The organism is Pseudomonas sp. RL_105y_Pfl2_101 (assembly GCF_963970585.1).
Classification (GTDB): domain Bacteria; phylum Pseudomonadota; class Gammaproteobacteria; order Pseudomonadales; family Pseudomonadaceae; genus Aquipseudomonas.
Genome location: NZ_CAXAPG010000030.1, coordinates 1 through 13,101 on the forward strand (window position 1 = coordinate 1; position 13,101 = coordinate 13,101).

10 protein-coding genes are annotated in these 13,101 nt (G+C 61.8%); 4 read left to right on the top strand and 6 right to left on the bottom strand.

Translation table 11 applies throughout. The annotated features are described in order from the left end of the window. Positions 1-270 precede the first annotated feature (270 nt). Positions 271-756 (bottom strand): YajQ family cyclic di-GMP-binding protein, encoded by a 486-nt coding sequence (locus AACY31_RS23205; protein ID WP_003205057.1) that lies wholly within the window; start codon positions 754-756, stop codon positions 271-273. A gap of 141 nt (positions 757-897) precedes the next feature. On the opposite strand from AACY31_RS23205, the gene AACY31_RS23210 reads away from it, so the two are divergent. Genes AACY31_RS23210 through AACY31_RS23220 form a run of 3 tightly spaced genes read left to right on the top strand, consistent with a single transcriptional unit; the run spans position 898 to position 4,482 of the window. After that, a complete protein-coding gene (locus AACY31_RS23210) occupies positions 898-1,815 on the top strand; it encodes a putative 2-dehydropantoate 2-reductase (protein WP_339475557.1) in 918 nt (305 codons plus the stop codon). Between the two features lie 46 nt (positions 1,816-1,861). After that, positions 1,862-3,898: a sensor histidine kinase gene (locus AACY31_RS23215; protein ID WP_339505129.1), complete on the top strand. Its 2,037-nt coding sequence runs from the start codon at positions 1,862-1,864 to the stop codon at positions 3,896-3,898. Between the two features lie 2 nt (positions 3,899-3,900). Continuing rightward, the gene (locus AACY31_RS23220) at positions 3,901-4,482 is read left to right on the top strand and encodes a cob(I)yrinic acid a,c-diamide adenosyltransferase (protein WP_339505130.1); all 582 of its coding nucleotides are present in this window, start codon (positions 3,901-3,903) and stop codon (positions 4,480-4,482) included. Positions 4,483-4,626: 144 nt separating this feature from the next. Here the strand turns inward: AACY31_RS23220 and AACY31_RS23225 are convergent, their stop codons facing one another. From AACY31_RS23225 to secA, 4 genes are all read right to left on the bottom strand, one after another. Next, on the bottom strand, positions 4,627-5,571 hold the full coding sequence (locus AACY31_RS23225) for a Nudix family hydrolase (RefSeq protein ID WP_339492047.1): 945 nt from the start codon (positions 5,569-5,571) through the stop codon (positions 4,627-4,629). Then, the gene (locus AACY31_RS23230; RefSeq protein ID WP_339475563.1) at positions 5,568-6,200 is read right to left on the bottom strand and encodes a glutathione S-transferase family protein; all 633 of its coding nucleotides are present in this window, start codon (positions 6,198-6,200) and stop codon (positions 5,568-5,570) included. The genes AACY31_RS23225 and AACY31_RS23230 overlap by 4 nt, the downstream gene beginning before the upstream one ends. 138 nt (positions 6,201-6,338) lie before the next feature. Then, complete coding sequence (gene argJ, locus AACY31_RS23235; protein WP_339475565.1) at positions 6,339-7,556, bottom strand: bifunctional glutamate N-acetyltransferase/amino-acid acetyltransferase ArgJ; 1,218 nt, start codon at positions 7,554-7,556, stop codon at positions 6,339-6,341. Positions 7,557-7,750: 194 nt separating this feature from the next. Continuing rightward, the gene (gene secA / locus AACY31_RS23240; RefSeq protein WP_339475567.1) at positions 7,751-10,486 is read right to left on the bottom strand and encodes a preprotein translocase subunit SecA; all 2,736 of its coding nucleotides are present in this window, start codon (positions 10,484-10,486) and stop codon (positions 7,751-7,753) included. Between the two features lie 308 nt (positions 10,487-10,794). Between secA and AACY31_RS23245 the strand changes: the two genes are divergently transcribed. Next, positions 10,795-11,250 (top strand): DUF721 domain-containing protein, encoded by a 456-nt coding sequence (locus tag AACY31_RS23245; RefSeq protein WP_339475570.1) that lies wholly within the window; start codon positions 10,795-10,797, stop codon positions 11,248-11,250. A 137-nt stretch (positions 11,251-11,387) separates the two neighbouring features. On the opposite strand, the gene AACY31_RS23250 is transcribed toward AACY31_RS23245, so the two are convergent. Continuing rightward, on the bottom strand, positions 11,388-12,875 hold the full coding sequence (locus AACY31_RS23250; RefSeq protein ID WP_339492049.1) for a helicase HerA-like domain-containing protein: 1,488 nt from the start codon (positions 12,873-12,875) through the stop codon (positions 11,388-11,390). Between the last annotated feature and the right edge of the window lie 226 nt (positions 12,876-13,101).

Sequence of the window (13,101 nt, forward strand, 5' to 3'; positions counted from 1 at the left end):
GGCTGGAGCACTATCTACATCACAGGCAAAAAGCCTAAGGAGCTGTACGGCTTCCAAGTCCCTCCCTCGATGATCAGTCGAGAACTATCGCTTCTGTCGGAGCGATAGTCGAGATACAAGGAGCTGTGTAGGAGCTGTCGAGTGCAACGAGGCTGCGATCCTCCCCCAGACACTTGAGTCTCAAGCGAACAATCAAAAGATCAAAAGATCGCAGCCTTCGGCAGCTCCTACACAAGCCCCCCGTCACAGAATTTCCATACAACCGAAGTATCAGTCGCGGAAATTATTGAATTGCAGCGGCATGCCGAATTCCTTGCCGCGCAGGGCCGCAATGGCTTCCTGCAAGTCGTCACGCTTTTTGCCGGTGACCCTCACCTGCTCGCCTTGGATGGCGGCTTGCACCTTGAGCTTGGCGTCCTTGATATGAGCCACGATCTTCTTCGCCAGTTCCTTGTCGATACCTTCCTTGAGCACGGCTTCCTGTTTCATCAGCTTGCCGGAGGCATAGGCGTCCTTGACCTCAAGGCACTGCACGTCGATCTTGCGCTTGACCAGCGCCAGCTTGAGGATCTCGATCATCGCCTCGAGCTGGAAATCGGCCTCGGCGGTCAGGTTCACGGTCAGGTCTTTTTCCTTGAACTCGAAACTGCCCTTGCCCTTGAGGTCATAACGACGGTCGAGTTCCTTGACGGCGTTTTCAACCGCGTTGGTGACTTCGTGTTTGTCCAGTTCGGATACCACGTCGAATGACGGCATGTAGTGTTCTCCAAATAAAAGGCGCGCCAGTATCAACGGCGCGCGCTTGGCTTGTGGTTAAAATCGGGCTCATTATAACGGCTCTTTTCCTGTCGACACTGCGAGCCCTCAGATGCCTGCGCCAATCCGAGTAAAAAACTGATGCCCACCACCTGGCATGTCCTGGGGGCCGGCAGTCTCGGCACGTTGTGGGCCACGCGCCTGGCCCGGGCCGGGTTGCCGGTGCGGCTGGTGCTGCGCAACGAAGCCCGCTTGCAGGCCTACCGCAGCGCCGGCGGCCTGACGCTGGTGGAACAGGGCCAGGCGCAGTGTTACCCCATACCCGGCGAAACGGCGGACAGCCAGGCGCCGATCAGGCGCCTGTTGTTGGCCTGCAAAGCCTACGACGCGGAAGCCGCCGTGGCCTCGGTGGCCCACCGCCTGGACGCCGAATCGGAACTGATCCTGCTGCAGAACGGCCTCGGCAGCCAGGACGCGGTGGCCAATTGCGTGCCCCAAGCCCGATGCGTCAGCGCCTCCAGCACCGAAGGCGCGTTCCGCGACGGTGACTGGCGCGTGGTGTTCGCCGGCCACGGCTACACCTGGCTGGGCGACGCAGCTCACCCAGTGGCGCCGTTCTGGCTCGACGACCTGACCGCTGCCGGCATTCCCCACGAATGGAGCGCCGACATCCTCACCCGGCTCTGGCGCAAGCTGGCGCTCAACTGCGCAATCAACCCGCTGACCGTGCTGCATCACTGCAAGAACGGCGGTTTGCAGGAACACCGCTGCGAAGTGGCGACCCTGTGCGCGGAGCTCACCGACCTGCTCAAACGTTGCGGCCAGCCCGCGGCGGCCGAAGATTTGCAGCCGGAAGTCGAACGGGTGATCCAGGCCACGGCCGCCAATTACTCCTCGATGTACCAGGATGTCGCCAATCGGCGCCGCACTGAAATCAGCTACTTGCTCGGTTATGCCTGCAAGATCGCCCAACGCCATGAGCTGACCGTGCCGCACCTGGAACAACTGCGTCAGCGACTGATTGTCCACTTGCACAACCTCGGATTGCCCAGCGACTGAGCAGCGGCTACGCTGGCCCTCGTGTTCCTTTTTAGCGACGAGTCTGATGCCATTGCGCCAGCACCTTGAAAACCTCCCGGTCGGCCAGAAACTGCTGGCCGCCCTGTTGGTGTTGCTGACCACCGTCCTGCTGGTGGCCAACCTGACCTTTATCAGCGCCGCCTACTATATCTCCCAGGAAAGCATGGCGCCCCAGGCCCTGCAGACCATTGGCCGGCTGGTGGCCAATCCGAGCCTGATCTCCGACGCCCTGCGTTCGCCACAAAGTGCCCAACGCCTGCTCGATGAGCTCAACAGCTACGCACCGCTACGGGCGGCGGCACTGTACGACGGCCAGGGCGAACGCCTGGCACAACTGCAACAGGGCGAAAAGCTCAAGCTGCCGGACCAATACCGCAACATACAAGCCTGGCAGGCGGGCGAATTTCGCAGCAACCAAGTCATTACCCTGCCCCGTCCCGGCACGGCGCCCGGCCATCTGCTACTGGTGGCCAGCAGCGAGTTGCCGACCGCGTTCTACACCGGCACCCTGACCGCCAGCCTCGGCATCCTGATTTTCAGCGTGTTGCTGTGGCTGATCATTGCCCGCCAGATCAAGCGCCTGATCACCCAGCCGATCCATCAACTTGAAGAACTGTCACGCCAAGTCACCCGTGAAGAGAACTATGCCCTGCGTGCCGCACGCGGCAACCACGACGAGATCGGCAGCCTGGCCGAGGCGTTCAATACCATGTTGTCGCGGATCGAAGCCCGGGAGCAGCAACTCAAACGTGCACGGGACGACTCCCAGGCCGCCTACGACCAGGCCCAGGGCCTGGCGGAAGAAACCCGTCATACCAATCGCAAGCTGGAGCTGGAAGTCCAGGTGCGCAGCAAGATCGAGAAAAAGCTCACCGGCTTTCAGAACTACCTCAACAGCATCATCGACTCCATGCCGTCGGCGCTGATCGCCCTCGACGAGCAACTCTACGTCACCCAATGGAACCAGGAAGCCAGCGCTCTCTCCGGCACCCGGCTGGACGAGGCGCTGAACCAGCCGATTTTCCTCGCCTTCGAACCGCTCAAACCCTATCTGCCCCAGCTCAAGCAGACCGTCGAGCAACACACGGTGGCCAAGATCGAACGCGTCACCTGGACCAAGGACGACGAAGCCCGGCATTACGCCCTCACCTTCTACCCACTGATGGGCGGCGCCGGGCGTGGCGTGGTCATCCGGATCGATGACATCACCCAGCGCCTGTCGCTGGAAGAAATGATGGTGCAATCGGAGAAAATGCTCTCGGTCGGCGGTCTCGCGGCGGGCATGGCCCATGAAATCAACAACCCGCTGGGGGCGATCCTGCACAACGTGCAGAACATCCGCCGACGCCTGTCGCCGGAGTTGCCCAAGAACCTCGAACAGGCCGAGCAACTGGGCATCGACCTGCCGGTGGTCAATCGTTACCTGCAGAGCCGGGAGATTCCGCAGTTGCTCGACGGCATCCAGCAGGCCGGCGCCCGGGCGGCGAAAATCGTCACCCACATGCTCAGCTTCAGTCGTCGCAGCACCCGGCAGATGGCGCCTTGCGACCTGCCGGCGCTGATCGACCAAGCGGTGGAAATCGCCGGCAACGACTTCGACCTGGCAATCGGTTTCGACTTCAAGGGCCAGGCGATCATTCGTCAATTCGACCCGAACCTGGGCCCGGTACCTGGCACGGCCAACGAATTGGAACAGGTGCTGCTCAACCTGCTGAAAAACGCCGCCCAAGCGATCCACCAACGCCAGGACGACAGCGAACCGGGGCGCATTATCCTGCGCACGCGGTTGAATCCTCCGTGGGCGGAAATCCAGGTCGAGGACAACGGCATCGGCATGAGCGAGAACGTGCGCAAACGCACCTTCGAGCCTTTCTTCACCACAAAGGAGATCGGCCAGGGCACGGGCCTTGGGCTTTCGGTCTCGTATTTCATCATCACCAACAACCACAAGGGCCAGATGGAAGTGCAGTCGGCGCCGGGTCAAGGCACCTGCTTCACCTTGCGCCTGCCCCTGGCGAGCACTTCGATGGTGCCGCAGGAAAACAAACAACTGGAGCGCTGAGCATGGGTTTTCGCCTGTCGAAGATTTACACCCGCACCGGCGACAAAGGTGAAACCGGGTTGGGCGATGGTCGCCGCGTGGCGAAGGACCACCCACGGGTCGAAGCCATCGGCGAAGTGGATACGCTGAATAGCCAGCTGGGTTTATTGCTGGCCGGGCTCGCCACTGAGACGGCCCGACATCCGGGGCTAAAGGAGGTCAGTGACGTGCTGGGGCCTTGTCAGCACCGTCTGTTCGACCTCGGCGGGGAACTGGCGATGCCGGCTTATCAGGCCTTGAACGTCGCGGAAATCGAGCGGCTGGAAGCGGCGATCGATGGGTGGAACGAGGAATTGGGCCCCCTGGAAAACTTCATCCTGCCCGGTGGCTCGGCGCTGATCGCCCAGGCCCATGTCTGCCGCAGCCTGGCCCGCAGCGCCGAGCGGCGTTGCCAGCAATTGAACGCCATGGAACCGCTGGCCGGGCCGGGGCTGGCCTATATCAATCGATTGTCGGATCTGCTGTTCGTGGCCGCGCGGGTCATTGCCCGGCGGCAGGGGGTGGCGGAAGTGCTATGGGTGGCGGCGGCCAAGCCCGCGGATTGATCAGATAACTGTATTGCCTGTCAGGTCGCCATCGCGAGCAGGCTCGCTCCCACAGTAGGCTGCGGTGTGATCACTATTGATGCCACACACTCCCCCTGTGGGAGCGAGTCTGCTCGCGATGGCGTCAGCTGGTGCACCCCATTTTCAAGCTTCAGGCCAAAACGCCCGAATCCCCGCCACACCCTGCGCCCCGGCCTCCCAGGCTTTTTGCCGCTCGCCAGGCCCGACCCCACCCAATAGGTAAACCGGCCTATCGAAGCCCTCGATCAACCGCGCTGCCTCTACCCACCCCAACGGCTGTGCGTCGGGATGGGTCTGGGTCGGTTGCACCGGCGAGAGTGTCACGAAATCCACGTCCATCTGCTGCGCCAGGGTCAGTTCTTCGGCGTTATGGCAGGAGGCCGCCAACCAGCGGTCTTTGCCGAACGGTCGACCGGCCGCTGCATGCTTGCGCAATTGCGCGGCGGTGATGTGCCAGCCAGCGGAAGGGAAATCCCCCAGCCATTCGAACGGCCCCTTGAGCATCAGCTGGGCCTTGCCGGCACACAGCCCCGCCGCATCCACCGCCAGATCGCGGTATTGCGGGTCGTAACCGTTGGGGGCACGTAGCTGGACCAACTTGATCCCGCCGGCAATCGCCTTCTGCATGCCGCGCAGCAAGGCCGGCGTCTCAAGGCCTTCAGGGGTGATCAGGTATTCACCCGGCAAACGAGCCGCCGCAACGATCGGCTGATTGGCCGCCGGAAATTCATGGTTCGTCAGATCACGTGCCGTCACCCAGGCCAACGGCTGACCTTCGGCGCCGTGGGGCTCGCCGGTGAACGCCGAGACTTCCCAGACATCCAGCAGTACCTGTTTGTCCGGGTAATCGTGACGCACCTTGATCAACGGCCGAGCGGCGTCGACGACAATGCCCAGCTCTTCGTGAAGTTCGCGGGCCAGGGCGGTTTCGACGGATTCGTCGGCCTCGACCTTACCGCCAGGAAACTCCCACAAGCCGCCCTGGTGCTGGGTGTCGGCCCGTCGGGCGATCAGGATTCTACCGGCGGCATCGCGGATGACCGCTGCCGCCACATGGACTCGTTTCACCGCGCAGTGTCCTCCAGGCCAGCTTGTTGCCACGCCTTGAACGCCGGCCATTGATAAAGGGTTTCGACGTAGGCCTCATCGACCTCCGACAGTTTCACCTGGAAAGTGCGCAAGCGCACGGCAACAGGGGCAAAAAATGCGTCGGCCAGGCTCGCGCGGCCAAACAGGTAGGGACCGGTTTCGGTCGCCGCGGCACGGCATTCGGCCCACAGCGCCAACATCCGCTCGATTTCCACCTGGACGTCAGCCGGCATGGGCGACAACGGTGCATCGCGTAGCAGGTCAAAGGGCATGTTGCTGCGGATGGCGAAAAAGCCGCTGTGCATTTGTGCACAGGCCGACCGTGCCTGGGCCCGGGCGGCTACATCCTTGGGCCAGAGACTGGCATCCGGAAACTGTTCAGCCAGGTATTCGGCAATCGCCAGGGAATCGGCGATCACGCCAAACTCGGTCTTGAGCAACGGGACCTTGGCCGTGGCCGAATACTTGAGCAGCTTCTCGCGGGTGTCGGGTTGGTCAAGCCTGACCAGCTCTTCGGTGTACTTCGCGCCGGTCAGCGCCAGGGCCAGCGCGCCGCGCAGGGACCAGGAAGAGAGATCTTTGTCGCCGATGATCAGGTGCAGGCTCATGTGGACTCCTTTCTTATGGTTCTGAGGTTGTCTGTTCTGGCGCCTTCGCGAGCGCAAGTCCGTTCCCACAGGAGATTTGCTGGGTGACTGAGAAAGTGCTCACACCACCAATCCCCTGTGGGAGCGGGCTTGCTCGGTTTAAGTCCGGTACTCAGCGTTGATCTTGACGTACTCGTGGGACAAATCGGTCGTCCAGATGGTTTCGCTGCAATCCCCACGCCCCAGTTCGATACGGATGCTGATTTCTTCCTGTTGCATCACTGCCGCGCCCTGGGCTTCGGTGTAGGTCGCAGCGCGGGCACCTTGGCTGGCGATGCAGACGTCACCGAGGAACACATCGATCTTGCTCACGTCCAACTCAGGCACGCCGGCACGGCCAACGGCGGCAAGGATCCGGCCCCAGTTCGGGTCGGAGGCAAACAGTGCGGTCTTGATCAGCGGCGAGTGGGCCACGGTGTAGCCAACATCCAGGCATTCCTGGTGATTGCCACCGCCGTTGACCTGCACGGTCACGAACTTGGTCGCACCTTCGCCGTCACGCACGATGGCCTGAGCCACGTCCATGCACACTTCGTAAACAGCCTGCTTCAAAGCGGCGAACATCGGGCCGCTGGCCTCGGTGATCTGCGGCAGGTTGGCCTTGCCGGTGGCGATCAACATGCAGCAGTCGTTGGTGGACGTGTCGCCGTCGATGGTGATGCGGTTGAACGATTTGTTGGCACCGTCGAGCATCAGGTCTTGCAGCACTTGGCGCGAGACTTTGGCGTCGGTGGCGATGTAGCCGAGCATGGTCGCCATGTTCGGGCGGATCATGCCGGCGCCTTTGCTGATACCGGTCACGGTGACGGTCACGCCATCATGCTCGAACTGGCGGCTCGCGCCCTTGGGCAACGTGTCAGTGGTCATGATGCCGGTGGCGGCGGCAGCCCAGTTGTTTTCCGACAGATCGTCGAGGGCGGCCTGCAACGCGCCTTCGATCTTCTCGACCGGCAGTGGCTCGCCGATCACGCCGGTGGAATACGGCAGTACTTGGTTGGCCTCTACACCTGTCAGTTCCGCCAGCTTGGCGCAGGTGCGCTCGGCGGCGGCCAGGCCTGGCGCGCCAGTGCCGGCATTGGCGTTACCGGTGTTGGTCAGCAGGTAACGTACCGCCCCCTGCACACGTTGCTTGGCCAGGATGACCGGCGCTGCGCAAAAGGCGTTGAGCGTAAAGACGCCTGCCACCGTCGAGCCTTCGGCGCAACGCATGACCACGACGTCCTTGCGCCCGGGGCGCTTGATGCCCGCCGAAGCAATACCGAGTTCAAAACCGGCAACCGGGTGCAACGTTGGCAACGGACCAAGACCAACAGCCATGAATGCGCTCCTTAGTAGATAAATCGACGCCGCCCTCATCGGAACGGCGAATCAAAATGGCAAAACGCCGCGACGGAAGGTGGCCTGTGTGGCCAGTGCGGTTAGTCAACTCCGGATGCAGAAGTTGACTAACAGCACTGGCCACACAGGCCACTAACCGGTCGCGGCGCGGGTCGTTCAGCGATGAAACGGGTTTATTGGATCTGCCCGTGGCAATGCTTGTATTTCTTGCCCGAACCGCAATAGCACAGTTCGTTGCGGCCCAGCTTCGGCTCGTTGCGCACGGGTGCGGCCGCCAGGGCGACATCTACATCGACGCCCTCTTCGGCATCCGCTTCCAGGCCAGAGACTTGGGCGTGTTCGAACTGCATGCGCGCGGCCAGGGCTTCGGCTTCCTGACGCAGGCGGGCTTCCTCCTCGGCCGGGTCTTCGCGGCGGACCTGAACGTGGGACAGCACACGGATCGAGTCGCGCTTGATCGAGTCGAGCAATTCGGAGAACAGCGTGTAGGACTCGCGCTTGTACTCCTGCTTCGGGTTCTTCTGGGCGTAGCCGCGCAAATGGATACCGTGACGCAAGTGATCCATGGTCGACAGGTGGTCTTTCCACAAGTCGTCCAGCACTCGCAGCACAATCTGCTTCTCGAAGGAGCGCAGCGCCTCGGCGCCGGCCTGGTCTTCCTTCTCGTTATAGGCGGCGATCAGTTCGGCCAGCAGTTTCTCGCGCAAGGTTTCTTCATACAGGTGATCGTCTTCGTCGAGCCATTGCTGGATCGGCAATGCCACGCCGAAGTCGCTCTGCAGAGCGGCCTCCAGGCCGGCGACATCCCACTGCTCCGGCAACGATTGCGGCGGGATGTGGGCGCTGATGGTGGCGTTGAGCACGTCCTGGCGGAAATCGGCGATGGTTTCACCGATGTTGTCGGCGGCCAACAAACTGTTACGCATGTGATAGATCACTTTACGCTGTTCGTTGTTGACGTCGTCGAACTCGAGCAATTGCTTACGGATATCGAAGTTGCGGCCTTCGACCTTGCGTTGGGCTTTCTCGATGGCGTTGGTCACCATCCGGTGCTCGATCGCCTCGCCCGGTTGCATGCCCAGGGCCTTCATGAAGTTCTTCACCCGGTCAGAGGCGAAGATACGCATCAGGCTGTCTTCCAGGGACAGGTAGAAACGGCTGGAACCGGCGTCGCCCTGGCGACCGGCACGGCCACGCAACTGGTTGTCGATACGGCGCGACTCGTGACGCTCGGAAGCGATCACCTGCAAACCGCCAGACTCGAGTACCTGCTGGTGACGTTTCTGCCAGTCGGCCTTGATCTGCGCGATCTGCTCTGGGGTCGGGCTCTCCAGGCTGGCGACTTCCACTTCCCAGTTGCCGCCCAGCAGGATGTCGGTACCACGGCCAGCCATGTTGGTGGCGATGGTCAGCGCACCCGGGCGACCGGCCTGGGCGATGATCTCGGCTTCCTTCTCGTGGAACTTGGCGTTGAGGACCTTGTGCTCGATGCCTTCCTTGTTGAGCAGGGCGGACATGTGCTCGGAGGTCTCAATGGTGGCGGTACCCACCAGGATCGGACGGCCCTGGGTCATGCATTCCTTGATGTCGTTGATGATCGCCGCGTATTTCTCATCGGCAGTCAGGAACACCAGGTCGTTGTAGTCTTTACGGGCCAGCGGCTTGTTCGGTGGAATCACCATCACTTGCAGGCCGTAGATCTGGTGGAACTCGAACGCTTCGGTGTCCGCGGTACCGGTCATGCCGGACAGCTTGTTGTACAGGCGGAAATAGTTCTGGAAGGTGGTCGAGGCCAGAGTCTGGCTCTCGGCCTGGATATTCAGGCCTTCCTTGGCTTCGATGGCCTGGTGCAGGCCTTCGGACAGGCGACGGCCCGGCATGGTACGGCCGGTGTGTTCGTCCACCAATACGACCTGGCCGTCCTGCACGATGTACTCGACGTTGCGTTGGAACAGCTTGTGCGCACGCAGGCCAGCATAAACGTGGGTCAGCAGGCCCAGGTTGTGGGCCGAGTACAAGCTCTCGCCTTCGGCCAGCAAGCCGACGCGGGTGAGCATTTCCTCGACGAACTGGTGACCCGCTTCGTTGAGCTCGACCTGACGGGTCTTCTCGTCAACGGTGTAGTGCCCAGCCTGGGTCACTTCGCCTTCGACTTCCTCGACGTGCAACTTGAGCTGCGGGATCAGCTTGTTGATCTCGATGTACAGCTTGGAGCTGTCCTCGGCTTGACCGGAAATGATCAGCGGGGTACGGGCTTCATCGATGAGGATGGAGTCGACTTCGTCGATCACGGCAAAGTTGAGTTCACGCTGGAATTTTTCTTCCATGCTGAACGCCATGTTGTCGCGCAGGTAATCGAAACCGAATTCGTTGTTGGTGCCGTAGGTGATGTCGGCGGCGTAGGCGGCGCGCTTCTCTTCCGGCGGCTGGAACGGCGTGACGACGCCGACGCTCAGGCCGAGGAATTCGTAGAGCGGGCGCATCCAGTTGGCGTCGCGGCGGGCCAGGTAATCGTTGACCGTCACCACGTGTACGCCCTTGCCGGACAGCGCGTTGAGGTACACGCCCAAGGTAGCCACGAGAGTCTTGCCCTCACCGGTACGCATTTCGGCGATCTTGCCTTCGTGCAAGGTCATGCCGCCGATCAACTGAACGTCAAAGTGGCGCATGCCCATGATCCGCTTGCCGGCTTCACGGGCGACCGCGAAGGCTTCGGGCAGGAGCTGATCGAGGGTTTCCCCCTTGGCAATGCGGTCCTTGAATTCGGCAGTCTTGGCGCGTAACTGATCGTCCGAAAGGGCCACCATTTGCTCTTCGAAGGCATTGACAGTCTGTACCGTCTTGAGCATGCGTTTGACTTCACGCTCGTTCTTGCTTCCAAAAAGTTTCTTTAACAAAGGCGCAAACATATCGGCAGGATCTTCCACACTAAAGGGATGGAGGGCGGCCCCGTGAGTCGCCCGTGCAGCCCTCATGGCCGCATGCGAACGAGCATTCTACCCGGAAACGATGGAGAGGAAAGTGGCGTTATTCCACGATGCTGGCACAGCGCTGTGACGGGGCTCGCTTAAAATAAGGGCTTTTGCGCGAACTTCAACCCACCCGGCGCAGAAGTTACTCATTGATTGTGCAACCAAAAAGCCGCTGGGCGAGAGGGTCGAGGCGCATCCGGCGCTTTCTGCTACCATGGCGCCTCTGTCACTTGCGGTATTCATTCATGGCCTTTCGCCCTCTTCCAGCCAAGGCACCCGCCGTTCTGCTGCGCGAAGCCAAGCCGCTGAAAGCCATCTTCGGCCACGCCAGACGCCTGGGCCACCTGCAACGCCTGCTGGACAGCCAGTTGCAACCGGCCGCGCGCGAGCATTGCCACGTGGCGTCCTGGCGCGAAGGCAACTTGTTACTGATCGTCACCGACGGCCACTGGGCGACGCGTCTGCGCTACCAGCAAAAACGCCTGCTGCGCCAGCTCCAGGCGTTCGAAGAATTCGCCAACCTGACGCGGATCCTGTTCAAGGTACAACCACCCACCGTCCAGGTCGGCGCCAAGGGGCACACGCTGGACTTGTCTACCGACGCCGCCGAGACCATTCAAGCCACCGCCGACGGCATCAGCGATCCCAACCTGCGGGCGGCGCTGGAGCGGTTGGCGGCACATGCCAGGCCCAAGGGCTGAGATTTTCGGCGCCTGTTCAATCGCTATCGCGAGCAAGCTCGCCCCCACACTGGATCTGCAGCGAACACCTCTTTCGTGTACGACGCCAAGCCCTTGTGGGAGCGAGCCCGCTCGCGAAGGCGGCGAGCCGGCTCTAACTACCGACGCTTGCTGCCACCGAGCAACGACCCCATCAACCCACGCACCAGTTGCCGCCCCAACTGATTGGCCGCCTGGCGCATGGCCGATTTAAGCGCCTGACCGGCCGCGGTGCCGAGCAATTCCCCGGCCTTTTCGGTGAAGCTTGGCGCTTCAGCCGCCGACTTGCTCGGTGCCACTTCAGCCTGCGGCTCCAGCCCTTTGCGGTCCATCAGCACTTCATAGGCCGATTCGCGGTCAATGGGTTTGTCGTAGCGCCCTTGCAACGGTGAACTTGCGATCAACCCGGCGCGCTCGGCTTCGCTCAGTGGTCCGATGCGCGATTGCGGTGGTGCCACCAGCACGCGCTGGACCACTTGCGGCGTGCCTTTTTCCTGCAAGGTGCCCACCAGGGCTTCACCGATGCCGAGTTCGGTCAGCACCGCCAGGGCATCGAACTGTGGGTTGGGTCGGAAACCGTCGGCCACCGCCCGCAGGGATTTCTGCTCCTTGGTGGTAAAGGCCCGCAGTCCGTGCTGGATGCGCAAGCCCAACTGCGCCAGCACAGCGTCCGGCAAGTCGCCCGGCGACTGGGTCACGAAATACACCCCCACGCCCTTGGAACGAATCAGCCGTACCACTTGCTCGAGGCGTTCCTGCAAGGCCTTGGGCGTGTCGGCGAAGAGCAAATGCGCCTCATCGAAGAACAGTGCCAGCAGCGGTTTCTCTGCATCACCGCGCTCAGGCAACTGTTCGAACAGCTCGGCCAACAGCCACAGCAGGAACGTCGCGTAGACCTTCGGCGCTTCATGAACCAGACGAGTGGCGTCAAGTAAATGAATGCGACCACGGCCATCACTGGCCGGTTGCAGGATGTCTTCGAGCTGCAAGGCCGGCTCGCCGAACAACGCCTCCGCCCCCTGCTGTTCCAGGGTGGACAAACGTCGCAACAACGCCTGGCTGGAACCGGTGGTCATCAAGGCCGCATCGTCCCTCAGCAACTCAGGGTTATCCTTGAGGTGGTTGAGCAGCGCCTTCAGGTCCTTGAGGTCCAGCAGCAACAGGCCTTCGCGATCAGCCACCTTGAACGCGGCGTAGAGCGCCGACTGCTGGCTGTCCGTCAATTCCAGCAGACTGCCGATCAACAACGGGCCCATTTCACTCAGGGTGGTGCGCAGTGGATGACCGGACTGGCCGTGGATATCCCACAAGGTCACCGGATAAGCCTGGGGCTTGTGATTGAGCCAAGGCATGCCGGCGATGCGCTCGGCGATCTTGCCCTGGGGGTGGCCGGCGGCGCCGAGGCCGCACAGGTCACCCTTGATGTCCGCCGCGAACACCGCCACGCCTGCATCGCTGAACATTTCGGCCAGGCGTTGCAAAGTGACGGTCTTGCCGGTACCGGTGGCACCCGCCACCAGACCATGACGGTTCGCCAGGCGCATGGCCTGGGCAATGGGTTGGCCGCTAAGGTCAGCCCCGATAACGAGTTGCGATGAGTCAGGCATGTGGTCACCTGTGGTGTTTGCGATATGACGCCATTTTGCACGCTTATATAAAAGCATGCCTGGCGCATTAAGGCCCCGGCGCCAGGAATAATAGCTTGCTCGCGATGAGGCCCTGTCAAACCCGGCAATACTCCACTGACACTCCACCCCCACAACCCCAACCGAACATCTATTCTTACTAAAGGTCAACACAGGAGAACACTGACCGGAGGGACGTTCATCGTGC

Bases quoted from the DNA above. Each gene is read 5' to 3' on its own strand.
- AACY31_RS23205 (WP_003205057.1), bottom strand. From the start codon at position 756: ATGCCGTCATTCGACGTGGTATCCGAACTGGACAAACACGAAGTCACC.
- AACY31_RS23210 (WP_339475557.1), top strand. From the start codon at position 898: ATGCCCACCACCTGGCATGTCCTGGGGGCCGGCAGTCTCGGCACGTTG.
- AACY31_RS23215 (WP_339505129.1), top strand. From the start codon at position 1,862: ATGCCATTGCGCCAGCACCTTGAAAACCTCCCGGTCGGCCAGAAACTG.
- AACY31_RS23220 (WP_339505130.1), top strand. From the start codon at position 3,901: ATGGGTTTTCGCCTGTCGAAGATTTACACCCGCACCGGCGACAAAGGT.
- AACY31_RS23230 (WP_339475563.1), bottom strand. From the start codon at position 6,200: ATGAGCCTGCACCTGATCATCGGCGACAAAGATCTCTCTTCCTGGTCC.
- argJ (WP_339475565.1), bottom strand. From the start codon at position 7,556: ATGGCTGTTGGTCTTGGTCCGTTGCCAACGTTGCACCCGGTTGCCGGT.
- secA (WP_339475567.1), bottom strand. From the start codon at position 10,486: ATGTTTGCGCCTTTGTTAAAGAAACTTTTTGGAAGCAAGAACGAGCGT.
- AACY31_RS23245 (WP_339475570.1), top strand. From the start codon at position 10,795: ATGGCCTTTCGCCCTCTTCCAGCCAAGGCACCCGCCGTTCTGCTGCGC.
- AACY31_RS23250 (WP_339492049.1), bottom strand. From the start codon at position 12,875: ATGCCTGACTCATCGCAACTCGTTATCGGGGCTGACCTTAGCGGCCAA.